Here is a 26,884-nt window from a genome sequence, read left to right as displayed (position 1 = left end):
TGTCGGGCACCGACCGTGTCAGGCGCCGACCGCGCGCCGCCGGTGGTCGAGCTGCGTGGCGAGCTTCACCCACCCGCCCGCGCACTCCGCGGCCAGGTCGACCACGAGGTCCACGCAGTGCGCGGGCAGCGTCTCGGCCAGGCGCCGCCAGTCGCCCACGGCGGCGTGGGCGTCCAGCAGCCGCAGCAGCAGCCTGCCGTCCTGCGCCCCGCGCAGGGACGGGTCGTGGCGCAGGAGGGCGAGCGCCGCGCGGCTGTCCGAGGCCGGGGTGGTCCGCACCGCCCGCACGGGACCGCGGTCGGTGCGGCCCCGCGACGGCACGATCTCCTCACCGCGGCGCAGCCTCGTCCGCACGTCGCGCGCCGTGCCGACGGAGATCCCGGCGGCCCGCGCCACCTCGCGCAGCGTCGCCTTCGGGTAGCGGGTCAGGTAGCGGGCCGCCGCCTTGCGGCCGTCCGCGCAGCTCACCGGCCGCACCCGGCCGTCCCTGCCGATCCGGGCCGCGGCGGGTGTCCCCGTGCGGACCCGGATCGCCGCCACCGTGCCGGCGGACAGCCCCGTCGTCGCGGCCACGCCGCGGTCCGACGACTCCGGGCAGGAGCGGAGCATCTGCTCGGCCAGCGCGATCCGGTTGGCGAAGGTGAGGGGCGTGCCGTCCTCGTGGTACGGCCCGGCGGTCGTGGACGCGACGCCGGCCGGGCCCTGGACCGCGATCACGCCGGCGAGATCGACATCGAGTGGCGGAAGTAGTCCGTGGGGTCGTAACGGCGCTTGACCTCACGCAGTCGCGGGAAGTTCTCCTTGAAGTAGAGCTGTTCCCACGACACGCCCGAGCGGTTGTGCGCCGGGTCCGCCATGTCGTTGTCCGCGTAGTTGACGTAACAGCCGTCCGTCCGCTCGCCGGGCACCGGCACGCCGCCGGTCTCCGCGAAGAAATCGGAATAGAGGCCCCGCAGCCAGCCCAGGTAGAAATCGTCGTCCTCGGGCCGTTCCCAGAACGTCTGGAAGCACATCTTGTAGGTGGAGTTCCGCTGGGCGGTGGCGGTGGCGTCGGGGGCCACGGCGTTCACCCGGCCGCCGGAGGAGAACAGCACCAGCATCGTGTCCGGGTTCGTGAAATCCGGGCGGGTCATGTAGTCGTAGAGCGTGGTGATCTGCTCGGGCGTGAACGCGGCGAGCATGTACGCCGACTTGTGCGCCCCGCGCGAGGTCGGGTTGGTGATGGTCGGGTTGTTGGTGCCGACCAGGCGGGTGGCCTGGAGCCACGGCAGCTCGCGCGGCGCCTCGTACCCGGGCAGCGGCCCGATCTCGCCGATCGCCCGGTTCGCCGAGCGCGGCGTCACCCCCACGCCGGCGGTGATCGCGGCCAGGTAGTCCGACAGCAGCTGCCGCGCGCCCGGCACGGTGGCGTCGACCTGCGTGAACATCCCCAGCCCGCCGTGCGCCTTGGCGCTGACGTTGAACAGGCTGCTCAGGTGGACGAACGGCGAGTCCGGGGCCGAGTTGGCCAGGTGCCAGGAGTCGAAGTTGGAGATCAGCCGGGCGAACGACGTGCGGTCCATCTCGTCCCACGGGAACTCGATGGCGCTGACCAGCACCGTCGACGGCGGGCTGACGAGCTGGTCCTCCGGCTTCGTCCCGTGCGCGTCGGGCGAGCGGAACCAGTAGCGGGTGATCAGGCCGAAGCTGCCGCCGCCCCCGCCGGTGTGCGCCCACCACAGGTCGCGGTTGGGGTCGTCGGCCTCGCGGCTGGCGATGACGCGGCGGACCCGGCGGTGGCGGTCGACCACGACGACCTCGACGGCGTACAGGTGGTCCACGGTGAGGCCGTGTGCGCGGGAGAGCAGGCCGAAGCCGCCGCCCGAGACGTGGCCGGCGACGCCGACGCCGTAGCAGATCCCGCCGGGGACGGTGACGTTCCAGTTCTTGAACAGCGCCTCGTAGACGTTCACCAGGCGCGCGCCCGCCTCGACGACGAACGCGCGGCGCTCGGCGTCGTACGCGATGCCGGTCATGGGCGAGACGTCGAGGATGGCCTCGGTCTCGGAGTGGCAGACGTAGTCGGCGAAGCAGTGGCCGCCACCGCGCAGGGACACCCGCTTGCCCGCGGCCACGGCGTCGCGCACGGCGCGTTCGGCGTCCTGGGGGGAGGTGATCAGGCGCACGTAGTCGGGCTCGGCCACGTAGCGCTGGTTGTTGCCCGTGCGCAGTTCGGCGTAGCGCGGGTCGTCGGCGCGGATCGTGGGCCCGGCGGCTCGCGACGCGGCCTCCTCGGCCGGGGTCGCGGCCGAGGTGCCGGGTACGGCTGCCACGGCCCCTGCTCCGAGGGCGGCGGCAGCCCCCACTAACAACGAGCGGCGTGATGTGTTCGAGTTCCCCAGCATCGATGACTCATTTCTCAAGATATGACGGGATGTCATGAACCGGCACGTGGTACCGGACAATCGCGTAAACGATTCTTCGGGGCATTGCGTCGGTTCGTCAACAACTAACAGGTAAAGCTCGTGTTTCGCAAGGAGGCAACAAGGTGTCCCCCGGCTGCGAGTGCAAAGCGTTGCAGAACGGGCTCAAGCGGATATCGGCTGACCGGACCCGGCGGACGCGCCCTGTTGTCCCAAGCGCTTCCGGTCAACGGCCCCGGAAAGCACCGCCGCGCCCAATCCCGCGACGACCAGGGCCGCCCCGATCAAATTCGGTATCGCGTACCCGCCGCCCGCGTCGATCGCCACCCCGCTCAGCCACGCGCCCAGCGCGTTGCCCAGGTTGAACGCGGCGATGTTCGCCGCCGACGCCAGCGCCGGCGCGCCTTCGGCGGTGCGCATCACGCGCATCTGCAACGCGGGGACGGTGGCGAACCCCGTGACGCCCAGCAGGAACACCGCCACCGCGGCGGGCACGGGTGACGAGGTGGCGAAGAAGAAGGCCGTGAGCACCAGGGCGAGCAGCCCCAGCACGACGTAGGTGGTGGGCATCAGCGCCCGGTCGGCTGCCTTGCCGCCCACGAAGTTGCCCACGCACAGCCCGGCGCCGAACAGCACCAGCAACCACGCCACCGCACCGGGGGAAAAACCGGCCAGACCGGTCATCATGGGCGCGAGGTAGGTGAACGACGCGAAGACGCCCGCGAACCCCAGCGTCGTCGTCAGCAGGGACAACCACACCAGCGGCCGGGTGAACACGGCCAGCTCGCCGCGCAGGCCCGCGGTCGGCCGCGGTTGCCGCGGCACCAGCGCCGCGACGCCGACCAGGCCCACCACGCCGAGCGCGGTCACGGCCCAGAACGTCGAGCGCCAGCCGTGCGCCTGGCCGATGAACGCGCCCAGCGGCACGCCCAGCACGTTGGCCAGCGTGAGACCGGAGAACATCAGCGCGATGGCCCCCGCCTGCCGGTCCGGCCGGACCAGCGAGGCGGCCACCACCGAGCCGATGCCGAAGAACGCGCCGTGGCACAGCGCCGCCACCGCGCGCCCCACCATCAACATGGCGTAGTCCTCGGCCACCGCGCACAGCGCGTTGCCCAGGACGAACACGCCCATCAGCGCCAGCAGCACGGTCTTGCGCGGCAGGCGCGACCCCAGCGCGGTCATCAGCGGCGCGCCGACCACGACGCTCAGCGCGTAGCCGGAGACCAGCAGGCCGGCCGCCGGGATCGACACCCCCAGGTCGAGGGCGACCTCCGGCAGCAGGCCGACGATCACGAACTCCGTGGTGCCTATGCCGAACGCGCCCGCGGCGAGCGCGAGAAGAGCTGCGGACATGGCCGATCCCCCAGGGTGTGCGGCTCGGGACGGCGGTCGACTGGGCCGCCGGAGGTACCGGCGGGAACCCTCCCGCCGGGGACGACGGCGGGGACGGGCCCCGCCGGGGTGGTCAGACCTGGCGCAGCGCGCCGCCGTCGATCGTCCACTCCGCGCCGGTCACCTGGCGGGCCAGCGGGGACAGCAGGTAGGCGATCACCCCGGCGACCTCGTCGGCGTCGCCGACGCGTCCCGTGGGCAGGCCGCGCACGTCGCGCACGAAGTGCTCGACGGCCTCCTCCACGGGCAGCCCGAACCGCTCCCCCAGCTTCTCCGCGAAGCCGCCGGGGCGGTCCCACAGCCACGTCCTCGTGGGGCCGGGCGAGACCACGTTCGACCGCACGCCGCGCCGGCCGAACTCGGAGGCCAGCGACTTCGACACCGACAGCACGGCGGTCTTGGCCGCGGCGTAGTCGACCATCGGGTGCTCGGGGAACCGGGCCGCCTCGCTGGCCACGTGCACCAGCGCGCCGCCGTGCTCGACCAGCGCCGGCAGCGCCGCCCGGCTGAACCGCACCAGCGAGTGCAGGTTCAGCTCGAACGTCCACGCCCAGTCGTCGTCGGCGACGTCCAGGAACCCCGTCCGGGGCTCCACCCCGCCCGCGTTGTTGACCAGGCCGTCCAACCGCCCGTGCCGGGCCAGCACCTCGGCCACCGCCGCGGTCGCCGCGGCCGGGTCGGTGACGTCCGCCGCGATGTCGCCGTCGCGCACGGGCTTGCGCGACAGGCCCACCGCGATCGCGCCCTCCGCGTCGAGGACCCGCACGGTCGCCTCCCCGATGCCCGCCGACGCGCCGGTAACCAGGAACACCTTTCCAGCAAGGCGCAGGTCCATCCCCAGGTCCTCCAGTTCGGGAGTTGACCTGCCCATGGTCGCCGGCGACCGCCGGCTCCGCCTGTCCCCAGCAGTGCTACCCACGCCAGTGGTCGGCTCGCCAGGGTCCTGGTTGGTGCCCGTGCGCGCCGACATCGTGGGTCCCCACAACACCACGCACGAAGGGAACCGCGATGTCAACGGTCGAGAACACCGAGAGCACGGTGATCGGGGCGTCGCCGCCCGAGCGGATGGGCGGTCGCCAGCGGCTCGTCCTGGTCCTCCTGCTCACCGCGAGCTTCACGCTGGCGGTGGACTTCTCCATCCTCAACGTGGCGCTGCCCGCGATCGGCGCCGAGGTCGGCTTCTCGCTGGAGAACCTCCAGTGGGTCGCCACGTCGTTCGCGCTGTGCGCGGCGGGCTTCACCCTGCTGTTCGGGCGCGTCGCCGACCTCTTCGGGCGGCGGCGGCTGTTCCTGGGCGGCATGGCCCTGCTCGGGGTCGCGTCCCTGGCGGGCGGCCTCGCCCAGGACCCGACGCTGCTGCTGGTCGCCCGCGTCGCCCAGGGCCTCGCGACCGCCGCCGTCACCCCGGCCGCGCTGTCCCTGCTGACCACCTCGTTCCCCGAGGGCAAGCTGCGCGACCGCGCGCTGGGCCTCAACGGCGCGCTGATGGCGGCCGGGTTCACCACCGGCGCCATCCTCGGCGGCCTGCTCACCGACCTGCTCAGCTGGCGCTGGGCGTTCCTGATCAACGTGCCGGTCGCGGTGCTGGTGCTGGTCGTCGCGCCGATGGTGGTGAGCGAGAGCCGCCCCTCCGGGCGCGTCCGCCTGGACCTGCCGGGCGCCCTCACCGTCACCCTCGGCCTGCTGGCGATCGTCTTCGGGTTGACGCAGGCCGGCGAGCACGGCTGGACCAACCCGGTCGCGCTGGGCTCGCTCGTGGTGGGCGCCCTGCTGCTGGTGGCGTTCTGGGCGGTGGAGAAGCGCGTCGCGCAGCCGCTGGTGCCGGTCGCGATCCTCGGCCGCCGCAACGTCGGCTGGGGCAACGTCGCGGGCCTGCTGGCGTTCATCACCGAGACGTCGCTGGTGTTCCTGCTGACCCTGTACCTGCAGAAGGTCCTGGGCTTCACGCCGCTGGCGGCCGGCCTGTCGTTCGCCGTGCTCGGCATCGGCACCGTGATCGGCGGCGTGGTCGCGCCCAGGGTCATCGGCAGGCTCGGGTCCAGGAACACCATCATCGCCGGGTTCGCCTTCCAGGCCGCCTCGACGCTGCCCCTGGTCCTGCTCGGACCGACGTCCGGCTGGATGCCGCTGCTGCTGGTCCTCACCTTCACCGGCGGTGTCGCCAACCTGATCGCGATCGTCGGCTTCATGGTGACGGCCACCTCCGGGCTGCCCGACGCCGAGCAGGGCCTCGCGACCGGCCTGGCCACGATGAGCCAGCAGGTCGGCATCGCGATGGGCATCCCGATCATGAGCGCCATCGCCGCGGCCCGCGTCAACGCCCTCGGCGGGGAGACCGCGTCGTCGGTGCTCAGCGGTGTCGTCACCGCCATCTGGGTCAACGCCGCCCTGTGCGTGCTGGCGGCCGTGCTGATCGCGGCGTTCCTGCCGGCCCGCGCGACCGAGGAGGTCTCGTGACCCCAGGCGCCGCGGTGGCGTGGGGCGACACGATCGCCGCGGGCAGGCCGGTCCGGGTGTTCCGTCCCTCCGAGGGCGGGCGGGGCACCCTGGTCTGGGCGCACGGCGGCAGCTGGACCGGCGGCTCGGTGGCCGGGTGGCACGAGCCGTGCGCCGACGTGGCCGCGCTCGGCGGGTGGAACGTGGTCAGCGTCGGCTACCGCGTCGCCCCCGCCCACCCCCACCCGGCCCCGCTGTCCGACGTGGCCGCGGTGGTGCGCTGGGCGTCGGAGCGGATCGGCGGACCGGTCGCCGTCGGCGGGGACAGCGCGGGCGGGACGATCGCCGCCAGCGTGGCCCTCGCCCTGCGCGGCCTGGCCCACGCGCCGGTCGCGCAGCTGCTGGCCTACCCGCCACTGGACCCCGAGTGCGGCGCGTCCTCGTACCGGCGCGACGACTTCCCCAACCGCACCGACCTGCGCTCCTCCTGGCGGGCCTACCTGGGCCCGACCCCGCTGCTCGACCCGCCCGCGACCCCCTGGCACAGCGACGACCTCACCGGGTTGCCGTTCTCGGTCCTGCTCGTCGGCGACGGGGACCCCGTCGCCGACGACGTGCTGGAGTACGCGGCCAGGCTCACCGAGGCGGACGTCCCCACCCGGCTGCACGAGTTCACGCAGATGGGGCACGGGGAGTTCCTGCGCTCCGGCGACAGCCGCCTGCGCGCGGCGCTCGGGCAGGCCCTGCGCGACATCGCGACGCACGACATCGCTTCGAGCGGTGCCCGCACCGGCGCCGCCCCGACCGAGGAGCTCCCGTGACGACCGTTCACCACCACGCCCTGCTGCGGCACTTCGCGGACCTGCGCGACGGCGACCACGGCGGCGGCGCGGTGACCAGGCAGGAGAAGGAAAGGCTGTTCGCCGCCGCGGTGGACCTGCTCGACCCGGTCGCGCGCCGCGTCCTGGGCGAGCTGAACGCGGAGCTGCTGCTGGACACCGGCACCGTGTCCGGCACCGGCCTGATCGACTCCTCCGGCGGCGGCGTCCACGCCCTGTGGACGCTGTCGTGGGCCGAGCAGGTCGCCTCGGGCGTGGCGCCGGTCGTGCTGCGCGCCCACTACGGCAGCGGGTTCCACCACCCGCACCTCAGCGGCGGCACGGTCGGCGAGTGGCCGCTCAACGTGTTCGACGCCGACCAGGCCGAGGCCGAGGCGCCGACCCTGCGCGCCATCGCGTCGGCCGACCTGCACAACCTGGTGTTCCAGGCGGACTACCGGATCGTGCCGGCGACCACGGCGGGGAGGTAGCGCCCGTGCTGCTGTCGGTCCTCGACCAGTCCCCCGTGCCCGAGGGCGGCACCCGCGCCGAGGCGCTGCGGGCCACCGTCGACCTGGCGCGCGCCGTCGAACCCCTGGGCTACCACCGGTTCTGGGTCGCGGAGCACCACGGGTCGGCGGCGTTCGCCGGCACCGCGCCGGAGATCGCGATGGGCGGGGTGCTGGCGGCGACGTCGTCGATGCGCGTCGGCAGCGGGGGCGTGCTGCTGCCCCGGTACCAGCCGGCGAAGGTCGCCGAGGTGTTCTCGGTCCTGTCCGCCCTGCACCCCGGCCGCGTGGACCTGGGCGTCGGGCGGGCCGGTGGTCCCGCCGCCGACTTCCCGCGGAAGCTCGTGGAGCTGCTGGCGCGGCTGCCCGACGGCCCGCCGCTGTGGCTGCTCGGCGCCAGTACCGGGTCGGCGGCGACGGCCGCCGAGCTGGGCACCGCCTACTGCTTCGCCCACTTCCTCAACCCGGGACCCGGCGTGGGGGCGATGACCCGCTACCGCGCCGCCGCCCGTCCCCGCGGCGCGGTCGCCGTGCGGGTGCTGGTCGCCGACACCGAGGCGGAGGCGAGGCGGCTGTCCCTGGCACTGCTGCTGTGGCGCGCCCGCCGCGACCTCGGCCACGACGAGCCGATGCCCGACCCCGACCGGGTCGCCGCGCACGCGTGGTCGGACCTGGAACAGGACCGTGCCGCCCACAACGCGCACGCCCTGGTCAGCGGCACCCCCGAGCAGGTCCGCGGCAGCCTGGTCGAGCTGGCGGACGAGCACGGGGTGGACGAGCTGGTGGTGAACACCCCGACCCACGACCCGGCCGACCGCCTGCGGTCCTACCGGCTGCTCGCCGAGGTCGTGGCCGACCTCCCCGTCGTCGCCACCGGCTGACCGCGGGGTGCCGCTCGAAGGCGGGTGTCCCCCAGGCACCCGCCTTCGAGCCCTGTCCGGACCCGAGCGCGGACGCCGCCCCGGCGTGAACCCGGGCACGACCGACGGCGCGTCGACCGCACCGCGCCGACCACCCTTAGGGGTCGGGGGCCGTCGGGCTCAGGGGGCAGCCCGATGTGGCGACTGGACGGGCGGCCTAGGGTCCTCGTGTGCCACTCATCGAGACCACCGCGCTGGGAATGCGCTACGACGGCGGGGTGACCGCCCTGGCGGACCTGACGCTGGACGTCGAAGCGGGTGTCGTCGGCTTGGTCGGGGTCAACGGCGCGGGGAAGACCACGCTGATCAAGCTCGCGCTGGGGCTGCTCACGCCGACCAGCGGGCGGATCCGCGTGCTCGGCCTCGACCCGGTCGCGGACGGGGAGCGGGTCCGGGCGAAGGTCGGCTACATGCCCGAGCACGACTGCCTGCCGCCCGACATGATCGCCGCGGAGTTCGTCACGCACATGGCGCGGATCAGCGGCCTGCCCGCCGCGGCGGCGCGGGAGCGGGCCTCGGAGACGCTGCGGCACGTCGGGCTCTACGAGGAGCGCTACCGCCGGATCGGCGGGTACTCCACCGGCATGAAGCAGCGGGTCAAGCTCGCGCAGGCGCTGGTCCACGACCCCGAGCTGCTGCTCCTCGACGAACCCACCAACGGGCTCGACCCGGCGGGCAGGCGGGCGATGCTCGACCTGGTGCACCGCATCGGCACCGAGTTCGGCATCTCGGTGGTGGTCTGCTCCCACCTGCTCGGCGAGATCGAGCGGATCTGCACGTCGTTGGTCGCCATCGACGCGGGCACCCTCCTGCGCTCGGCGACGCTGTCGTCGATGACCGAGCACAACGACCTGCTCGTCGTCGAGGTCGACGAGGGCGCCGAGCGGCTGGCCGCCGCGCTCACCGCCGGGGGCGTGGACGTGCGCCGCGAGAACCGCGTGCTGACCGTCCGCCTCGGGCAGGACGACGGCGCGGTGTACGACCTCATCCGGGACGCCGTCGCGGACCTCGACCTCAGCCTGCACCGGCTCGAACGCCAGCGGCACCAGGTCGCCGACCTGTTCCGCGACCGCCCCGCGCGGGAGGTGTCCCGTGTCTGAGTCCGGCGTCATCCACGACATCGGCTACCAGCGCTACACCGGCCCGAGGCTCGGCCCCGGCCACTCGGCCCGCGCGCTGTACGTCCACAGCGTCCGCAGCGCCTACGGCCTCGGCCGCAGCCCGTGGGCGAAGGTGCTGCCGATCGGGCTGGTCGGCCTGGCCTGCCTCGCCTCGCTGATCATCGTGATCATCAACAGCCAACTGCCCGAACCGGTGCTCGACCACGTCGGCATCGCCTCCACCTTCACCTTCGCCGCGGCGGTGTTCGTCGCCGTGGTCGCGCCGGAACTGGTGTCGGTGGACCTGCGCACGAACCTGGTGCAGCTGTACCTGTCCCGTCCGCTGAGCCGGGCGAGCTACGCGCTGACCAAGGTCGCCGCGCTGGCCACCGCGACGTTCCTGCTGTTCGCGGCGCCCATGCTGGTCATGTTCATCGGCATGGCCTTCGGCACCGACGACGGCGTCCCCGGCGTGCTGGAGGAGTTCGGCGGGCTGCTCGTCGGCCTGCTCGCCGCGGCCGTCCACGCCGCGCTGCTGGCGGCACTGGGACTGCCGATCGCGTCGCTGTCGGGGCGCCGGGTGTTCGCCACCGGCATGATCATCGGCGTCTTCCTGCTCACCGCCCCGATCTCGGCCGTCCTGCGCGAGCTGGACCCCGGGACGATCGGCCGGCTCGCCGGGCTGCTCGACCCGAACAGCCTGCTCAACGGCGTGGACCAGTGGCTGTTCGGGGCGGACGTCAGCCTCGTCCCGATCGGCTCGTTCGGACCGGTGTACGGCCTGGTCGCGCTCGCGCTCACCGCGCTCGGCACGACGGCCGCGGTGTGGCGGTACAAGGGGGTGAAGTCGTGAACACGGTGGAACTCGCGGGCGTCTCCCGCTGGTACGGCAACGTGGTCGCGGTCAACGACGTGACGTTGTCGATCGGCCCCGGCCTGACCGGCCTGCTCGGCCCCAACGGCGCGGGCAAGACCACCGTGCTGCACCTGATGGCGGGCCTGCTGGCCCCGTCGCAGGGCGAGGTCACGATCGGCGGTGAGCCCGCGTGGGCCAACCCCGGCGTGTACCGCGAGCTCGGCCTGGTGACCGAGCGCGAGAGCGTGCCGGGGTTCCTCACCGCGTGGGAGTTCGTCCTGGCCAGCGCCAGGCTGCACAAGCTCCCCGACCCCCGGGCCGCCGCCCGCGCCGCGCTGGACGTGGTGGACCTGCGCGACGCGCAGGACCGCCCGATCTCCACCTACTCCAAGGGGATGCGTCAGCGGAGCCGGGTCGCCGCGGCGCTCGTGCACGACCCGGACGTGCTGCTGCTGGACGAACCGTTCAACGGCATGGACCCCCGGCAGCGGATGCACATGATGGAACTGCTCGACGGCATGGCCGGGCAGGGGCGGACCATCGTGTTCAGCTCCCACATCCTGGAGGAGGTCGAGCAGCTCTCCGGCACCGTGCAGGTGATCGTGGCGGGCAGGCTCGCCGCCTCCGGCGACTACCGGCACATCCGGCGGTTGATGACCACCCGGCCGCACGTGTTCACCATCGCCTCCTCCGACGACCGCCTCCTCGCGACGGCGCTGATGGCCGAGCCGTCGGTCTCCGGGGTGAGCATCGCCGAGGCGGGTCTCCAGGTGCACACCAGCGACTACGGCACCTTCACCCGCGCCCTGGCCAAGCTCGCCCGGGAGCGGGACATCCGGCTGACCACGATCCTGCCTTCGGACGAGTCCCTCGAGAAGGTCTTCTCCTACCTGGTGACCACATGAACCCGACGATCACCCGGCTCACGGTGCGGGCCCTCCTCGGCCGCAGGCGCGTGCTCCTGCTGCTCCCCATGCCGATCATCCTGATCGGGCTCACCCTGCTGAGCGTCACCGAGGAGGACGAGTACGCGACCCCGTCCGACTGGGGCCCGCTGGTCTTCTCCAACCTCGGCCTCGCGGTCATCCTGCCGCTGACCGCGCTGATCGTCGGCAGCAGCGTGCTCGGCCTGGAGATCGACGACGGCACCATCACCCACCTGATCACCAAGCCGCTGCCGCGCTCGGAGATCATCCTGTCCAAGCTCCTGGTGGCCTGGCTGGTGACCACCGCGGCCACCGCCCTGCCGCTGGCCGTCGCGGCCGTCATCGCGGGCTCCGGCGCGCTGGCGATCGGCCTGGTCGCCGGCGCGGCCCTCGGCGCCTTGGCCTACAGCGCCCTGTTCCTGGCCCTGAGCGTGGCGACCAAGCGCCCGGTCGCGGTCGGCCTCGTCTACATCGTGCTGTGGGAGAACCTGCTGGTGTCGTTCGTCGACGGCGCCCGCGTGTTCAGCGTCCGCCAGCACGCGACGGCCATCGCGGACGCGATCGGCGACACCCCGCTGATCGCCTCGACCCTGTCGGTGCCCACCGCGCTGGTCATGGCGTCGGTGTTCGCCGTGGCGGGCACGGTCGGCGCCACCTGGAAGCTGCGGTCGTTCGCGCTGACGGGCGGGGCGAACTGACGGGCGGGGCGGACCGGCGCGGGTGACCCGGCGGGTCCGCGGGACGGGCGCGTCGGGTCAGGTCTTCGTGGCGGTGACCCAGCGGTTGGCCGCCAGCGCGTCGTGGGGTTCGGGGAGTGGTCCGCGGCCGTGCCGGTGGGTGAAGTCGAACGGGGTGCGGACCCGGGTCGTCCAGCCGCGCGCGGTCAGGGTGGCCGCCGAGTCGGGTCGCGGTTCGTCGCTGAACAGGGCGAGCAGGTCGATGCCGGTCTGGGCCTTGGTCGAGGTGTAGACGGGGTTGTCGCGCACCGCGGGGTGCTCCCGGACCAGCTTGACCTCGTAGGCCAGGGTGCTGCCGGGCGCGGACAGGCGGTCCACGGTGTCGATCAGCAGGCGTTCGGCGTCGCCGGGCAGGTACAGCAGCAGGCCCTCGGCCAGCCAGGTCGTGGGCTCCTCCGGCCGGAAGCCGGGCAGGAGCCGCGCCCAGTCGTCGCGGAGGTCGGCGGTCACCGGGTGGCGGGTGACGCGCGGGCGCGCGCCGAGGCCGTCGAGGACCTGCTGCTTGAAGGCCAGCACCGGGGCCCGGTCGAGTTCGAAGACGACGGAGCCGGGTGGCCAGTCGAGGCGGAAGGCCCTGGTGTCCAGGCCGGCGCCGAGCAGCACGGCCTGGCGGTTGCCCGCGGCGAGCACGACGTCGTCCAGCACCCTGGTGCGCAGCCCGAAGTAGCGGGCGAGCCTGCCCCACAGCGGGTTCGCGTCGCCGCCCGGGACGTCGCGCGGGTGCGCGGGCCAGTCCGCGGACGCGGGTGCGGCTCGGACGAAGTGCTCGGCGTAGGCGTCGCCGGCGAGGGAGTCCGGGCGGTGGGTTTCGATCGCGCGGGCCGCCGCGACCATCAGCGCGGTCAGCGCGACGCCGTCACCGAGCACCGTTCGTCCTCGCTCCCGGCGGACTCCTCGCTCCCGGCGGACTCCTCGCTCCCGGTGGACTCCTCGCTCCCGGTGGGGGGGTCGCACCACGTGTCGGGGCGGTCGTGGGTGGTGGCGCGGGCCCCGTACAGGTCGACCATGAACCGCACGGTGTCCTCGTCGCGGTGCAGCAGGCTGGTGGTGCAGTCGACCAGGAGCGTGATGTGCCAGCCCTTCTGGAAGGCGGTGCGGGCGGTCGAGTCCACGCACACGTCCGCGTACACCCCGGCGAACACCAGGTGCTCGATGCCGCGCCGCAGCAGGTGTTCCTCGAAGCCGGTGGCCAGGAACGCGTCGAAGCACGCGTGCTTGGTGACCACGAGCTCTCCCGGCGCCGGCGCGACCTTGTGGAACTCCGCGCCCCGGGTGCCTTCGAGGCAGGTCGGCGCCCGGTGGTCGCGTTCGTTGCGCCGCCGCCAGCTCGGGCCCTGGTGCCCGACGTCGCCGACGAAGCGGACGAACACCACCTCGGTGCCGCGGGCGCGCGCCAGCTCGACCGCCCGCGCGGCGTTGGTCGTCACCGCGTCCAGGCGTGCGGGGTCCCGGCGGTACCGGGCCGTCGCGGCCGGTCCGGTGCAGAAGTCGTTCTGCAGGTCCACGACGACCAACGCCGTCCGGGTCACGAACCCGCCTCCAGCCTCATCGACCGCCCGCCGTACCGGTGGGACAGCTCGGTGAGCAGCGCGTCGACGACGGCGGTGGTGGAGTGCCGCCCGCCGAGGTCGGGGGTGCGCACGCCGCGGGCGGTCACGGCGGCGAGCGCGCGTTCCACCGACTCGATCGCGCCCGTGCCGCCGCAGTGCCGTTCGACGACGGCCGCCGCCGCCCGCACGGTGGCCACCGGGTTGACCGTGTCGCGACCGGTCAGGTCGTCGGCGGAGCCGTGCACGGTCTGGTACTCCACCAGCCCGGCCAGGTCCGGGTGCAGGTAGGCGTTCTCGGTGCAGCGGTTCTCCTGCTTGTCCTCGCCGTAGCGGTCCAGCAGGACCACGTGCATGATGTCGCCCCACTCGTTGCCGGCGACGAGGACCGTCCGCCTCGGCAACCCGTGCTGGATCAGGTTCCTGTTCACCGTGTCGGGTTGGCTCAGCTCGATCCGGACTTGGTGGCGCTCGGCCGCGGCGCGCACCCAGTCGTCGAGGGCGCCGTCGAGCAGGTGGAACTTGTAGGCCATGACGACCCGGTCGGGGCCGCCGTCCGGCCACTGCCGCCAGCCACGCGCCAGGGCGTGGGCGATCACCTCGTCGGTGACGTCCTGGCTGAACCGCATCGTGCGGGTGACCACGCCCGGCGCGTGCCGGTTCTCACCGGTGTAGAAGCCCTGGGCCTGGTCCCGGACGAGCAGCAGCGCCGCGTCGGGCGGGGAGCCCGGTGCCGAGATGACGTCGACCTTCACCGCCCGCAGGCGCTGCCTCACCAGGTACAGCGACTGCGCGTTGACGGCCGTGCGGAACACCGCGGTGACGCCCCTGCGGGCCTGGGCCCGGCAGAACCGCTCGTAGTGCTCGGCGTCGTCCTCGGTGAGCCGGCGCACGTCCGCGATCCCGCCGGCTTCGGCGCGCAACGAGTGGTAGGAGTGGTAGAGCCGGGGTGAGCGGGTGATGGTCGGCTCGACGCCGTGCAGTCGGCCGAGCCGGTCCGCCACCCGTTCGAAGACGGCCGCGAGTTCGGGGCCCGTGCCCCGGCCCACGGCGAGTCCGACGCCTGCCGTCATCCGGCGACGCTCGACGCCAACCGGTCGCCGGGGATGCCGGCCGCGTCCGGTCGGTAGAACTCCTTGATGCTCTCCACCCAGCTCGACACGGAGATCCGGTCGTCCCGGTCGGGCTCCAGGGCGTCGAAGAGCGCGTCGATGTTCTGCTGCTCGAACCCGATGGCGGTCATCAGCGCGGTGAACACCCGGCGCTCGATCAGACCGTCGCCGTCCGGGTCGCCCAACCGGGCCAGCGAGCGGGCGAACTCGTCGATCGTGGGCTCGAACCGCTCGGGGGACAGCACGACGTCCTCGAACTCCTCCCGGGTGATGCTGTCGTCGCGGTCGTCGTCCAGCTCCTCGACCAGGGTCTTCCAGTAGCGGTGGAACGCCGCGGCCATCGCCTCCTTCGCCGCCGCGTCGGACTGCGGCGCCGCGTCGACCACCCGGCGCGCCATGACCTCGAAGTCGTCAGCGTCGATCTGGCCGGAGCCGTTGGCGTCGAACAACGCGAATACGAGGTCGACTCGGCTCAACGCCGCCTGAGAACGGTTCACTTGCACTTCTCCCATCGATGACGACGACGCGCCACCGGATGGGTTTCCCGTGGTCCGCCGTGTCCGGTGCCGGGTTCCATGATGTCGGAGGTCGTGCCCGGCGGGTTGGAGTATTCCTTTTTTCACCGAAAAGCATGAATTACCGAACGTCACCTGAAAATTATCCGCGCCAGCCCGTAATCACCCATTAGGTGGTACACCCCGGAAAGTCGGCGCGCCGGGCATTCATCGAGCCTCCGGCGTATCGAGTCGAGATCCGGGCCGGGGGTTGCCGGGCAGGCACCGGCCGGGTTGCCGGCCCGACCGATGCGGTCGACACACGCGATCACCGCACCCTCGGCCTTCCCGGCCTCCAACGCCGCCACCACCCGCGACCGCGGCACCTCACGCCCCGCGGGCGACAACCGGTGCGCACACCCGACCCCGGCACACCGGGACAGGACCCGGCGATCCGCGGACCTCCGTGCGGCCCAGGGGTTCCGCGGACCGTTGCGCTGTCCGGCCGACACCGCCGCGGGCGCGCGGGGATTACCGTTGATCGATCCAGTACCACTTCAGGACATACTCGCAACGGAGCGATCATGCCCGACTTACGCGCGTCGCTGGCCGTGTTGGCGCTCGCGACAGCCCTGCCACTGGCCACCACTCCCGCGGCGGTCGCGTCCGCCACGCACGTCATCGCCGAACTGCCGGCCGTCACCGGCCTGCCCGGCACCCTCGGCTACCACCCCACCGGTGTCAACGACCTCGGCCAGGTCATCGGCAGCGCCCAGGGCGACGGGCTGACGCGCGCGGTGCTGTGGGCGCCGCGCGGCGGTGCGACCGACCTCGGCCCCGGTCTGGCCGGCGCGATCAACCGGAACGGCAAGGTGCTCGGGTTGACCTCCGACGGCGTGCCGGACACGCAGAAGCCCTGGGTCTGGTTCGCGGGTCAGCGGAAGGTCATCGCCCCGCCGGGAGCCGCGTGGGCACTGGCGCACGTGATCAACGACGACGGCACCGTGCCGATGTCGTACGCCACGTCGGCCCGGGGCGAGCAGCACGCCGCCGTGTGGGACGGCGAGCGGCACGTGGAGCTGCCGGTGGCCGGTGACCACGTGTCGACGTACGCGATCAACGACGCCGGTGTCGTCGCGGCGAGCTACGCCTCCGCCTCCTTCCAGGAGTTCGGTGCGTTCCGCTGCACCGGCGGCGCGTGCGCGGAGCTGGAACCCGGTCCGGGCTACGGCACGTACGACCCGGAGGCGATCAACGAGGCCGGTGTGGTCGTCGCCAACCGGGGCATGGTGGCGCTGCGCTGGGACGGCGAGGAGGTGACCGTCCTGTCGGAGAGCGGCCGGCTCGCCCACGGCGAGCAGTCCCTCAACGAGCGCGGCGACGCGGTCGGCTGGGTGCTGGACAACGGCACGTCCCGCGCGGTGCTGTGGCCCGCCGGCGGCAAGCAGGTCGACCTCGGCGTGCCCGGCAACTCCGTGGCGACCGCGATCAACGAGCGCGGCGACGTCATCGGGCACGCCTCGTCGCCGGACCACTCGTCGACCCGCGTGTTCCTCTGGCGCGACGGGCGGCTCACCTACCTCGACTCGCTGGGCGGCACCCACAGCACGCCGGTCGCGCTGAACAACCACGGCGTCGTGGTCGGTCGCAGCGCTACCGCCGACGGCACCTGGAAGGGCGTCCGCTGGACCCCGGTCGCCACGCCCCCGTCCCGCTGACACCCGCCGCCCACCCCGGGCTCTCGCCGTCCGGGGCGGGCGCCCCTTCGGGAGTCCCGGGCACCGATCCCGCTCCGCGGGAGTCCGGCGGGTGAGCGCGAGCCGGGCTCCGGGTACCCCCGGGTTCGGAGAAGTCACCGTCGACGAAGCCACTCGTGAGGGGACTCGTCCCCTTCGGACGAAGTCGCGACGCGCCCTCGGCGACAGCGCGGCGCGACGTGGCGCGGGCTCGTGGTCACACCGGGATGTCGTCCCGGAAGATCACCGCCCGGACGAGCGCGACCGGGAACACCGACAGCACCGGCGCGCAACGCCAGGTCGTCTTGCCGTGACCATCGTTGCCGTGCAGCACCACGACACAGCCTCCGAGCACTGCTCCGGGGGTGTTCGACGATGGTGACGGTCGCCCCGCCGGCGGCCGGTGCGGACCGGCTCGGGTCGTGCACGCCACCACGCCGTGTGGCGCACACCGCGACCGGACCGCAGCGATGCGGAGGCGGCGTGACCCGACCCCCTGCGGATCGCGGGGCACGACAGGGCGCCCAGCGAGCGCAGAGCCGGTCCACGCGACACGCGAGAAGGGGTCGAGGCACCTGTCGGTGCGGCAGCCGGAGCTGTGCCCGTGTCCCGCACCGCGCGGGTCAGCGTGCCGGGGCGACCCACTGGACCACCCTCGCGGGGTGCGGTGGGTCGGCGTAGAGCAGCTCCACCAGGTCGGCCCGGTGGTCCAGGACCGCCCGGCGGTTGAGCTGGCCCTTGTCGGTCACCTCCCCCGCGTCGATGTCCGGTGGGGCGGTGGTCACCAGCAGGCGGTCGACCCGCGCCGACGCGCCCGCGCCCCCGTTCAGCTGCGCCAGGCACCGCGCCAGGTGGGCGTGCAGCAGCGGGTCGGTCTCCGGGTCCGCGACCTCGCCCAGCAGGTCGCGCACGCGACCGGGGTGGGGCCACGCGATGGCGGCCACGTGGGAGCGGTCGTCGCCGACCACGACGGCGTCGGCCAGGACGCCCGCGGCGGACAGCAGGCGGTTGCGGAGCCTGCCCGAGACGACCCACGTGCCGCTGGCCAGCTTGAAGTCCTCGGCGATGCGGCCGTCGAACACCAGGCCCCGGCGCGGGTCGTCCTCGTCCACCAGCCGGACGGCGTCGCCCGAGCGGTAGAAGCCGTCCTCGTCGAGCGCCTCGGCGAGGACACCGCCCAGGTAGCCGGGGGTCACCGACGCGCTGCGCACCCGGATCTCCAGCCTGCCCGCGACCGGCGCCAGCTTGACCTGCACCCCCGGCAGCGGCACGCCGATGCCCCGGTCGGCCCCGCCGTAGGTGGAGGTGGCTGCGGGCCCGGTCTCGGTGGCGCCCCAGGAGGACACCACCGGCACGTCGCGGCCGGTCGCGCGGCGGGCCACCGCGCTCAGCGCGGTCCGCAGCTCGTCCGGCAGGTCGGCGCCCGCGTACAGGATGACCTCCACCCTGGACAGGGCGCGTTCGGCCAGCGCCGGGTCGGCGGTGAAGCGCTGCACGAGCTGCGCGTACCCCGCCGGCACGTTGACGCACACCGTGGGGGGCACCGAGCACAGCGCCTCGACGGTGCGGTCGAACGCCCCGGGCAGCGGGGAGCCGTCGTCGACGTGCAGGCTCCCGCCGTTGGTGAGGGCCAGGTTGAGGTTGTGGTTGCCGCCGAACGTGTGGCTCCACGGCAGCCAGTCGGTGAGCGCGGGCGGTCCGGCCGCCAGGAACGGCCAGACCTGGCGCAGCATCTGCTGGTTCGCGCACAGCATCCGGTGGGTGTTGAGCACGCCCTTGGGCGTCCCGGTGGAGCCGGAGGTGAACAGCACCTTCGCCGTGGTGTCGGGGGTCAGCGCGGCGAACGCGCGCTCCACGTCGTCGGTGGGCGTGGTGGCGCGCAGGTCCGCCAGGGCGGGGCCCGGCCCTCGGGAGACGACGGCGGGCGCGTCGACGGCGGCCAGCGCCGCGGCGAACCGGTGGCCGTCGTCGGCGTGGACCAGGCCGGGGCGGACGAGCCGGGCGATGGCGCGCAGCCGGGCGTGGCCGGTGGCGCGCAGCGAGTAGGCGGCGCTGACCGGCACGACCGGCACCCCGGTGAGGTGGCACGCCAGGGTGAGCAGCAGGTGGTCCAGGGAGTTGCCGGACAGCACGAGCAGCGGGGCGTCCGGGCCCAGCCCGCGGTCCAGCAGGGCCTGGCCGAGCGCGGCGGCCCCGGTGGCGGCCTCGGCGTAGGTCAGCTCGCGCCAGCCGTCACCGGCCCGCTCCGCGGCCAGCACCGCGCCGGGGGTGGCGGCGGCCCAGTGGCGCAGCGAGTGGGCGAGGGTCGGCAGGTGGTCGGCCAGCGGTTCGTCGCAGCCGAGCACCTCGCTGCCGTCCGGGAGCCTGGAGCGGGTGAGCCGGGCGGTGGCCGCCACCGCCCCCGTCATCGGGCCACCGCGGCGGTGTGCCGCTCCACGGCCAGGCGCAGCCCGCCGCCGGCGATGAGGGTGGCGACGCGCTCGATGTCGGCGTCCAGGGGCCGGTCGTGGTCGAGGAACCCGCACACCTCGCGCACGGCCTCGTGCGCGGCGGCGGTGGGTGCGCTGAGCGCGTCCAGGCCGCGCAGGTCCGCGGCCTGGCACAGCGCGATGAGGTGGATGGCCGCGATGCGCTGCACCAGCTCCACCACGGACCGGGCGTCGCGGGCGGCGATGGTGCCCATGCTGACCTTGTCCTGGTTGTGCGCCTCGGTGGAGCGGGAGAACGACGCGGCGGGCATCGTCCACTTGAGCGCTTCGGCGGCCAGCGAGGACGCCACGATCTGCATCCCCTTGAAACCGTGGAACAACCCCGCCTCGTAGTCGTCGGGGCCGAGCCTGGGGATGAGGTTGGGGGTGAGGCCGTTGTTGAACTTCTCGTCCACGACCAGCTCCAGCTGCCGGTCGAGCAGGTCGCCGACGCCGGCCACCGCGGTCTTGAGCGCGTCCATGGCCTGCGCGACGTGGCCGCCGTAGAAGTTGCCGCCGCTGCGGACCCTGCCCTCGGGCACGTCGAACAGCGGGTTGTCGTTGGCGGAGTTGACCTCCACCGCCAGCCAGTGCCGCGCCCAGGTGGCGGTGTCGCGCAGCACGCCGGTGACGTGCGGGGCGCAACGGATCGAGTACGGGTCCTGGATGGGCCGCTCCAGCTCGGCGAAGTCGTCGTCGGTGCGGCGGACGCCGTTGTCGGCGCCGATATCGCCGAGCAGGGCGGAGCGGATCACGGCGGCGCTGTCCAGCACGCCCTCGTGGGGTTTGGCGTCGAACAGGAACGGCGCGAAGTGCCCGGGGTTGCCCAGCAGCACCTGGCTGGTCATGGCGGTGCACAGGTCGGCGGCGAACGCGATCTCGGCTGCGTCGTGCAGGGCCAGCACGGCGAAGCCCGCCATGAACGAGGTGCCGTTGACCAGCGCCAGGCCCTCCTTGGCCTCCAGCACCAGCGGGGTGATCCGGGCGTCGGCGAGGGCGGTGCCGGCGCTCTTCTCCTCGCCCCGGTGCAGCACGCGGCCGTGGCCGGTCAGCGCGGCGGCGAGGTAGCTCAGCGGCACCAGGTCGCCGCTGGCGCCGACGGTGCCGCGCTCGGGGATCAGCGGCAGCACGTCGGCGTTGATCATGTCGATGAGGGCGGAGACCAGTTCGGGGCGCACGCCGGAGTGCCCCAGGGCCAGGCAGTTGGCGCGCACGACCATGGTGGCGCGCACGACGTCGGGGGCGGCCCGCGGGCCGACGCCGGCGGACAGGAACCGCACGAGGTTGTCCTGGAGGGCGGCGGTCTTGCGCTTGGACACCTGCCTGCGGTTGCTGTCGCCGAACCCGGAGGTGACCCCGTAGATGGGGGTTCCGGAGTCGATGAGGCGGTGCTTCATGGCGTTGGACTCGTCGATGCGCCGGACGGCTCCCTCGTCGAGGACGACGGTGCGCGTGCCCGGTTTCCGGGCGATGTCGACGATGTCGTCCAGGGCGAGGGCGCGCCCGTCCAGCGGCACCTCGTGGAGCCGGGCGAGGCGCTCGGTGGGGGTGATCATGGAGGTCCTCTTTCGGGGTGCTCGGGGCGGGGCGCTCACCGTGGGAAGTAGCCCGCCCGGGTGAAGAAGTCGTGGTAGGTGCGGATCAGCTCGGCGGTGGGCTCGGGCCGCTCCAGGCCGGTGGCGGCGTCCGTGGCGGAGCTGTCGACCGGCAGGTAGAGGTCCGCGCCGCCCGCGGAGGCGGCGTCGAACGACTCCAGCAGCGGGAGCAGCGCGTTGCCGGGATCGGCGGTGATCCGGGCGCGCCAGGTGACGCGGTCCACCTCGGCCAGTTCACGGCCGAACGACCTCAGGTGCGCGACGATCCCGGCGAAGCCGATGGCGCCGCGGCCGGAGAGGTGGAAGGTGCGGCCCGCCGCGTCGGTGCGGCGGGTGAGGGCGACCACGGCGGCGCTGACGTAGTCCACGGGCACGAACTGGAACCGGCCGCCCACGTCGGCGGGGACGGCACGGGCCTGGAGCATCCCCTTGACGCTGAGCCAGACGAAGTCGCGGGTCTGGCAGGCGCCGGTGGCGCGGTCGCCGGAGACCAGGTCGACCCGGTGCACCACGACGGGCAGCCCGCGGTCGCGGGCCAGGCCGACGACCTGTTCCGCGACCCACTTGCTGCGGGTGTAGCCGGTGCGCAGCAGCGCGGGCGGACCGGTCGGGTCCTCGGGCCGCAGCGGTGTGCCGGGGGCGACCGGGCGGGCGAACACGCCGGTGGTGGAGACGTGGTGGACGGGGACGGTGCGGTGCCGCGCGGCCAGCCGCAGCACCTCGGTGGTGCCGCCGACGTTGGCGGCGCGCAGGGCCTCGTAGGGCTGGAGCCAGTTGACCCGGGCCCCGGAGTGCACGACGAGGTCGGCGGTGCGGGCGAGGGCGTCGAAGTCGTCCTCGGTGAGGCCGAGCCGGGGCGCGGCGAGGTCGCCGGGCACGGCGCGGACCCGGGACAGGTCGAGGTCCAGCTCGTACCAGGCGAGGTTGTCGCGCAGCCTGCGCAGCGCCCGGTCGGGGTCGTCGGCGCGGACCAGGCAGTGCACGGTGGCGGTGGTCTCGCGCAGGAGGTCGCGCAGCAGGAAAGCGCCGAGGAAGCCGGTGGCGCCGGTGAGCAGCACGTGCCGCGGGTCGGGGGCGTGGGTGGTGACCTCGGCGGCGGGGCGGATGTCGTCGGGCAGCACCACGTCCGCCTCCGGGTCGACCTGGTCGCCTCCGCGTGCGGCGGCGCCGGTGAGGGCGGTGAGGAGGTGGTCGGCGACCAGGGCGGGCGTGGGGTGGTCGAAGACGAGCGTCGGGGGCAGCCGCAGGCCGGTGGCGGTGTCCAGGGCGTTGCGCAGTTCCACGGAGCTGAGCGAGTCGAAGCCGAGGGCGGGGAACGCGGTGTCGGCGGGCACCTCGTCGGCGGGACGGCCGAGCTGCCGGGCGACCCGGTCGAGGACGACGGTGAGCAGGTGGTCGAGGCGGCGGTCGGCGGGCAGCGCGGCGAGCCGGCCGGCGAGGTCGTCCGCGCGCTCGGCGAGTTCGGCGGCGGCGGGGCGGTCGCCCCGGCGGGCGAGGCCGCGCAGCAGCGGCGCGGTGCGGGGTTGGGCGCGCACCGCGGCCAGGTCGATCGGGCAGGCGACGGTGACGGGGTGGCCCGCGGCGACGGCGGCGTCCAGCAGGGCCGTGCCGCGGTCGGCGGTGAGCGCGCCGAACCCCTCGCGGCGCACCCTGCGCAGGTCGCCCGCGGCGGCCATGCCGCCACCGTCCACGGCCCACGGGCCCCAGGCGACGGAGGTGGCGGGCAGGCCGAGGGCGGCGCGGTGCTCGGCGAGGGCGTCCAGCCCGGCGTTGGCGGCGGCGTAGTTGCCCTGGCCGGGTCCGCCGAGGACACCGGCGATGGAGGAGAACACCACGAACGCGCGGAGGTCCGCGTCACGGGTCAGCTCGTGCAGGTGGTGGGCGGCGAGCAGCTTGGGCCGGGCCGCGGTCGCCAGTCGCGCGGGGGTCAGTGCGGTGAACGCGCCGTCGTCCAGGGCTCCCGCGGCGTGCACGACGCCGGTGAGGGGTGGTTCGACGTCCGCGAGGACGGCGGCCAGGGCGTCCCGGTCGGCGACGTCGCACGCCGCGGTGGTGGCGCGGCAGCCGAGCGAGGCGAGTTCGGCGACGAGGTCGGCCGCGCCGGGTGCGTCCGGGCCGCGCCTGCTGGTCAGCAGCAGGTGCCGCACGCCGTGGCGGCCGGCCAGGTGGCGGGCGACCAGCGCGCCGAGGGCGCCGGTGCCGCCGGTGACGAGGACGGTGCCGTGCGACGGCCAGCCGCCGGTGGCGGGACCGGCGGGCAGGGGCGCGAGGCGGGGCGTGGTGGCGCGGCCCGCGCGCAGCGCCAGCTGGGGTTCACCGGAGGCCGCGGCGGCGGCGAGCACGTCGGGCGGCACGTCGTCGTGGTCGCTGTCGAGGAGCACGAACCGGCTGGGGTGCTCGGACTGGGCGGAGCGCAGCAGGCCCCAGACGGGGGCGACCGCGCCGTGCGGGCCGACCGCGTCGCGGGTGAGCACGACCAGCGGGCGGGGGTCGTCGCCGGTGAGCCACCGCTGGGCGGCGGTGAGGGTCTCGTGGCCGGAGCCGGGGTCGGTCACGCGGTGCACGGCCGGGGCGGGGTGGTCGCCGGGCGGCAGCAGCACGGGTTCCCAGGTGACGTGGTAGAGGTCGCCGGGCGGCACGACCGGGGTCACCGTGGCGGACGCGGTCACTGCGGCGGACGCGGTCACCGAGGCGGCCTCGACGACGACGTGCCCGGTCGGGTCGGTGGCGGTGAGCCGGTCGCCGTCGAGGTGGACGCGCAGGGAGCGGGCCCCGGAGGCGTGGACGCGGACGCCGCGCCAGCGGGTGCGGTCGCCGAGGGTGTCGGCGAGCAGCGCGGGGTGCAGCAGGTACGCGCCGGTGTCGTCGGTGGTGACGGGCTCCCCCTCGCCGTCCGGGACGGCGGCGGCAGGGGTGGCGGGTGCGGCGGTGGGGCTCAGGACGGCGTGGGCGTGGCGGGTCCACGCGCCGAGGTCGCCGGGTCGGGCGTGCAGGCGGGCGGCGCGGCGGCCGTCGGCGTCGGCCGGGTCGACGGTGACCAGCAGGTCGACCGCGCGACCGGCCGGCAGGTCGAGGGGCACGTCCACGTCGAGCCGGTCGACGGTGGTGCAGCCGGACTCGTCGGCGGCGCGCAGGGCGGCCTCGACCCAGGTGGTCGCGGGCACCCGGTCGGTGGCGAGCCAGGGGTGGTCGGCGCGGACGAGGCGGCCGGTGAGCGTGACGCGGTCGTCGGCGTCGGTGACCGCGCCGGTCAGCAGCGGGTGTCCGGTGCCCCGGTCGCCGGAGGCGGTGGTGTGCTGCCAGTAGCGCTGGTGGTCGAAGGCGTAGGTGGGCAGGTCGACGCGGCGTGCGCCGGTGCCGTCGAAGAACGCCTCCCAGTCGACCGGCACGCCGAGCGCGGCCAGGCGCGCGACCCCGGCGGTGAGCAGGGCGGCCTCGTCACCGCCACGGCGGTCCAGCACCACGACGGGGGTGTCGCTGATCGCCGGGGCCAGGACGGCGTCGGGGCCGATCTCGGCGAGCACGTCGGCGCGCAGCGCGGTGACGGCGTCGGCGAACCGGACGGGTTCGCGGACCTGCCGCACCCAGTACTCCGGGTCGGTGACCTCGCCGGGGCTGACGGCCTTGCCGGTGAGGCCGGACACCAGGGGCAGCACGGGTTCGCGCAGGGTCAACCCGGCCACCACGCGCCGGTAGTCGTCCAGCATCGGTTCCATGAGGGCGGAGTGGAAGGCGTGGGAGACGGCCAACCTCTTGTGCCGGTAGCCGTCCAGGTCGGCGAGCACGGCGGAGAGGGCGTCCTCCGGGCCGGAGAGCACGACCGCCCGCGGCCCGTTGACGGCGGCGATCGACACGTCGTCGCGCAGCAGCGGCAGCACCGCTTCCTCGGGGGCGCGCACCGCAACCATCGCCCCACCGGGCGGGAGGGCCTGCATGAGCCTGCCGCGCGCCCGGACCAGCGCCCACGCGTCGTCCAGGTCGAGCACGCCGGCGACGTGCGCGGCGGCGATCTCGCCGATCGAGTGGCCCGCGACCGCGGTGGGTCGCACGCCCCAGGACAGCAACCGGTGGAACAGCGCGACCTCGAACCCGAACAACGCCGGCTGCGCGAACTCCGTGCGGTCGAGGTCACCCTCGGCGGTGAACCCCAGGGCCGCCCCCATGCCTGACCACTGCGCGCCCTGCCCGGAGAACACGAACCCCAGGCGGCTGCGGGTGACGGGGCGGAGCTCCTCGGCGGTGTCGAGGGCGGCCAGCACCTCGTCGCGGGTGCGGCCGGTGACGGCGAGCCGGTGGGGCAGGGTGGCACGCGTGGTGGCGAGGCTGTAGGCGGTGTCGAGCAGGTCGTGGTCGGCAGGGTCGTGGTCGGCGAGGTGGGCGCGCAACCGCGCGACCTGCCCCCGCAACCCGCCCGACGTGGCCGCCGACAGCACCACCGGCACCGGCACCCCGGCAGGACGGGAAACCTCCTGCTCGGCCTCGACCTCCGGCGCCTCCTCGATGATCACGTGCGCGTTGGTGCCCGAGATCCCGAACGACGACACACCCGCCCGACGCGGCCTGCCCGCCGTGCGCGGCCAGGGCTGCTCGGTGGTGGCGAGCCGCACCGCGCCCGCGGTCCAGTCGACGGCGGAGGTGGGCTGCTCGGCGTGCAGGGTGCGCGGCACCCGTTCGTGCGCCAGGGCGAGCAGCACCTTGAGCACACCGCCGACGCCCGCCGCGGCGGAGGTGTGGCCGAGGTTGGACTTCAGCGACCCCAGCCACAACGGGGTGTCGCGGTCCTGCCCGTAGGTCGCCAGCAGCGCACCCGCCTCGATCGGGTCGCCGAGCCGGGTGCCGGTACCGTGCCCCTCCACGAGGTCCACTTCGGACGGTGTCACCCGCGCGTCGGCCCACGCCTCCCGGATGACGCGCTCCTGGGCGGGGCCGTTGGGCGCGGTGAGCCCGTTGGACGCGCCGTCGGAGTTGACGGCCGTGCCGCGCACCAAACCCAGGACGGGGTGGCCGTTGCGGCGGGCGTCGGACAACCGCTCCAGCAACAGCACCCCCACACCCTCCGACCAGCCCGTGCCGTCCGCACCCTCGCCGTAGGACTTGCACCGACCGTCCACCGCGAGGCCCTGCTGGTGCGAGAACTCGACCCACGCGCCGGCGCTGGACATGACGGTCACCCCGCCCGCGAACGCCAGGTCGCACTCCCCCGACCGCAGTGACCGGACCGCCAGGTGCAGCGCCACCAGCGACGACGAGCACGCCGTGTCCACGGTGAGCGCGGGCCCGTGCAGGCCCAGCGCGTAGGCGACGCGGCCGGAGGCGACGCTGGCGGCGCTACCGGTGAGCAGGTAGCCGCGCAGCTCCTCCGCGCCGCGGTCCATGTCGGTGTAGGTCTGCCCCGCGAAACCCGCGAACACCCCGGTGCGGGTGCCGCGCAGGGAGGACGGGTCGAGGCGGGCGCGTTCCGCCGCCTCCCAGGCGGTCTCCAGCAGCAGCCGCTGCTGCGGGTCGGCGGCCAGCGCCTCGCGGGCGGACATGCCGAAGAACGCCGGGTCGAAGTCGCCCGCGTCGTCGAGGAACCCGCCGCGGCGGGTGTCGGAGGTGGTGGCGAGGCCGTCGAGGTCCCAGCCCCGGTCGGTCGGGAAGTCGCCGATCGCGTCCCGCCCCCCGTCCAGCAACGCCCACAGGTCCTCCGGCGCGCGGACACCGCCGGGGTAGCGGCAGGCCGCGGACACGACGGCGATCGGGTCGTCGGCGGCCTCCAGGCGGGCGAGGCGCTCCCGGGTGCGGCGCAGTTCGGTGGTGGCGCGCTTGAGGTACGCGGCCAGCTTCTGCTCGG

General features: G+C 74.3%; 19 protein-coding genes and 1 pseudogene. 9 read left to right on the top strand and 11 right to left on the bottom strand.

Going from position 1 to position 26,884, the window contains the following annotated elements:
• Positions 1-18: 18 nt before the first annotated feature.
• From ACR807_RS09355 to ACR807_RS09340, 4 genes are all read right to left on the bottom strand, one after another.
• A complete protein-coding gene (locus tag ACR807_RS09355) occupies positions 19-717 on the bottom strand; it encodes a hypothetical protein (RefSeq protein WP_438920827.1) in 699 nt (232 codons plus the stop codon).
• Positions 714-2,312: an FAD-binding oxidoreductase gene (locus ACR807_RS09350; protein WP_438920826.1), complete on the bottom strand. Its 1,599-nt coding sequence runs from the start codon at positions 2,310-2,312 to the stop codon at positions 714-716. Before ACR807_RS09350 ends, ACR807_RS09355 begins: the two co-directional genes overlap by 4 nt.
• Positions 2,313-2,567: 255 nt before the next feature.
• Positions 2,568-3,758 (bottom strand): MFS transporter, encoded by a 1,191-nt coding sequence (locus ACR807_RS09345; RefSeq protein ID WP_438920825.1) that lies wholly within the window; start codon positions 3,756-3,758, stop codon positions 2,568-2,570.
• A 112-nt stretch (positions 3,759-3,870) separates the two neighbouring features.
• Positions 3,871-4,668, bottom strand: coding sequence for an SDR family NAD(P)-dependent oxidoreductase (locus ACR807_RS09340; RefSeq protein ID WP_438920824.1), 798 nt, complete (start codon positions 4,666-4,668; stop codon positions 3,871-3,873).
• Positions 4,669-4,805: 137 nt separating this feature from the next.
• Here ACR807_RS09340 and ACR807_RS09335 point away from each other — a divergent pair, with 137 nt between their 5' ends.
• From ACR807_RS09335 to ACR807_RS09300, 8 genes are all read left to right on the top strand, one after another.
• Positions 4,806-6,254: an MFS transporter gene (locus ACR807_RS09335; protein WP_438920823.1), complete on the top strand. Its 1,449-nt coding sequence runs from the start codon at positions 4,806-4,808 to the stop codon at positions 6,252-6,254.
• A complete protein-coding gene (locus ACR807_RS09330) occupies positions 6,251-7,054 on the top strand; it encodes an alpha/beta hydrolase (protein ID WP_438920822.1) in 804 nt (267 codons plus the stop codon). The genes ACR807_RS09335 and ACR807_RS09330 overlap by 4 nt, the downstream gene beginning before the upstream one ends.
• A complete protein-coding gene (locus ACR807_RS09325; protein WP_438920821.1) occupies positions 7,051-7,542 on the top strand; it encodes a hypothetical protein in 492 nt (163 codons plus the stop codon). The genes ACR807_RS09330 and ACR807_RS09325 overlap by 4 nt, the downstream gene beginning before the upstream one ends.
• Positions 7,543-7,547: 5 nt before the next feature.
• The gene (locus ACR807_RS09320) at positions 7,548-8,441 is read left to right on the top strand and encodes an MsnO8 family LLM class oxidoreductase (RefSeq protein WP_438920820.1); all 894 of its coding nucleotides are present in this window, start codon (positions 7,548-7,550) and stop codon (positions 8,439-8,441) included.
• 209 nt (positions 8,442-8,650) lie between these two features.
• Positions 8,651-9,580: an ABC transporter ATP-binding protein gene (locus ACR807_RS09315; RefSeq protein ID WP_438920819.1), complete on the top strand. Its 930-nt coding sequence runs from the start codon at positions 8,651-8,653 to the stop codon at positions 9,578-9,580.
• A complete protein-coding gene (locus tag ACR807_RS09310) occupies positions 9,573-10,433 on the top strand; it encodes a hypothetical protein (protein WP_438920818.1) in 861 nt (286 codons plus the stop codon). Before ACR807_RS09315 ends, ACR807_RS09310 begins: the two co-directional genes overlap by 8 nt.
• Positions 10,430-11,341, top strand: coding sequence for an ABC transporter ATP-binding protein (locus tag ACR807_RS09305; RefSeq protein WP_438920817.1), 912 nt, complete (start codon positions 10,430-10,432; stop codon positions 11,339-11,341). Before ACR807_RS09310 ends, ACR807_RS09305 begins: the two co-directional genes overlap by 4 nt.
• Positions 11,338-12,060, top strand: coding sequence for an ABC transporter permease (locus ACR807_RS09300; RefSeq protein ID WP_438920816.1), 723 nt, complete (start codon positions 11,338-11,340; stop codon positions 12,058-12,060). Before ACR807_RS09305 ends, ACR807_RS09300 begins: the two co-directional genes overlap by 4 nt.
• A 57-nt stretch (positions 12,061-12,117) precedes the next feature.
• Here ACR807_RS09300 and ACR807_RS09295 read toward each other — a convergent pair whose 3' ends face one another.
• From ACR807_RS09295 to ACR807_RS09280, 4 genes are read right to left on the bottom strand one after another with little or no spacing between them, the layout of a single operon-like run.
• Complete coding sequence (locus ACR807_RS09295) at positions 12,118-12,966, bottom strand: SAM-dependent methyltransferase (protein WP_438920815.1); 849 nt, start codon at positions 12,964-12,966, stop codon at positions 12,118-12,120.
• Positions 12,942-13,628, bottom strand: a complete 687-nt coding sequence (locus ACR807_RS09290) for a cysteine hydrolase family protein (RefSeq protein ID WP_438920814.1) — start codon at positions 13,626-13,628, stop codon at positions 12,942-12,944. Before ACR807_RS09290 ends, ACR807_RS09295 begins: the two co-directional genes overlap by 25 nt.
• Complete coding sequence (locus ACR807_RS09285) at positions 13,625-14,719, bottom strand: isocitrate/isopropylmalate family dehydrogenase (RefSeq protein ID WP_438920813.1); 1,095 nt, start codon at positions 14,717-14,719, stop codon at positions 13,625-13,627. The genes ACR807_RS09290 and ACR807_RS09285 overlap by 4 nt, the downstream gene beginning before the upstream one ends.
• Positions 14,716-15,255 (bottom strand): EF-hand domain-containing protein, encoded by a 540-nt coding sequence (locus tag ACR807_RS09280; protein WP_438920812.1) that lies wholly within the window; start codon positions 15,253-15,255, stop codon positions 14,716-14,718. The genes ACR807_RS09285 and ACR807_RS09280 overlap by 4 nt, the downstream gene beginning before the upstream one ends.
• Before the next feature lie 581 nt (positions 15,256-15,836).
• Between ACR807_RS09280 and ACR807_RS09275 the strand changes: the two genes are divergently transcribed.
• A complete protein-coding gene (locus ACR807_RS09275) occupies positions 15,837-16,970 on the top strand; it encodes a hypothetical protein (protein ID WP_438920811.1) in 1,134 nt (377 codons plus the stop codon).
• Positions 16,971-17,611: 641 nt separating this feature from the next.
• Here the strand turns inward: ACR807_RS09275 and ACR807_RS09270 are convergent.
• From ACR807_RS09270 to ACR807_RS09260, 3 genes and pseudogenes are all read right to left on the bottom strand, one after another.
• Complete coding sequence (locus ACR807_RS09270; RefSeq protein WP_438920810.1) at positions 17,612-19,396, bottom strand: AMP-binding protein; 1,785 nt, start codon at positions 19,394-19,396, stop codon at positions 17,612-17,614.
• The gene (locus ACR807_RS09265) at positions 19,393-21,012 is read right to left on the bottom strand and encodes an HAL/PAL/TAL family ammonia-lyase (protein WP_438920809.1); all 1,620 of its coding nucleotides are present in this window, start codon (positions 21,010-21,012) and stop codon (positions 19,393-19,395) included. The genes ACR807_RS09270 and ACR807_RS09265 overlap by 4 nt, the downstream gene beginning before the upstream one ends.
• Before the next feature lie 35 nt (positions 21,013-21,047).
• Positions 21,048-26,882: pseudogene (locus tag ACR807_RS09260) on the bottom strand (thioester reductase domain-containing protein); the annotation flags it as partial.
• Positions 26,883-26,884: the final 2 nt, after the last annotated feature.

It is taken from the genome of Saccharothrix sabaoui, assembly GCF_051756985.1.
Classification (GTDB): Bacteria; Actinomycetota; Actinomycetes; order Mycobacteriales; family Pseudonocardiaceae; genus Actinosynnema.
This window is presented reverse-complemented; position numbering and strand designations above follow the sequence as displayed.

Excerpts from the sequence above, each read along its gene's own strand:
- ACR807_RS09345 (WP_438920825.1), bottom strand. The coding sequence starts at position 3,758 with ATGTCCGCAGCTCTTCTCGCGCTCGCCGCGGGCGCGTTCGGCATAGGC.
- ACR807_RS09340 (WP_438920824.1), bottom strand. The coding sequence starts at position 4,668 with ATGGGCAGGTCAACTCCCGAACTGGAGGACCTGGGGATGGACCTGCGC.
- ACR807_RS09335 (WP_438920823.1), top strand. The coding sequence starts at position 4,806 with ATGTCAACGGTCGAGAACACCGAGAGCACGGTGATCGGGGCGTCGCCG.
- ACR807_RS09300 (WP_438920816.1), top strand. The coding sequence starts at position 11,338 with ATGAACCCGACGATCACCCGGCTCACGGTGCGGGCCCTCCTCGGCCGC.
- ACR807_RS09285 (WP_438920813.1), bottom strand. The coding sequence starts at position 14,719 with ATGACGGCAGGCGTCGGACTCGCCGTGGGCCGGGGCACGGGCCCCGAA.
- ACR807_RS09275 (WP_438920811.1), top strand. The coding sequence starts at position 15,837 with ATGCCCGACTTACGCGCGTCGCTGGCCGTGTTGGCGCTCGCGACAGCC.
- ACR807_RS09270 (WP_438920810.1), bottom strand. The coding sequence starts at position 19,396 with ATGACGGGGGCGGTGGCGGCCACCGCCCGGCTCACCCGCTCCAGGCTC.
- ACR807_RS09265 (WP_438920809.1), bottom strand. The coding sequence starts at position 21,012 with ATGATCACCCCCACCGAGCGCCTCGCCCGGCTCCACGAGGTGCCGCTG.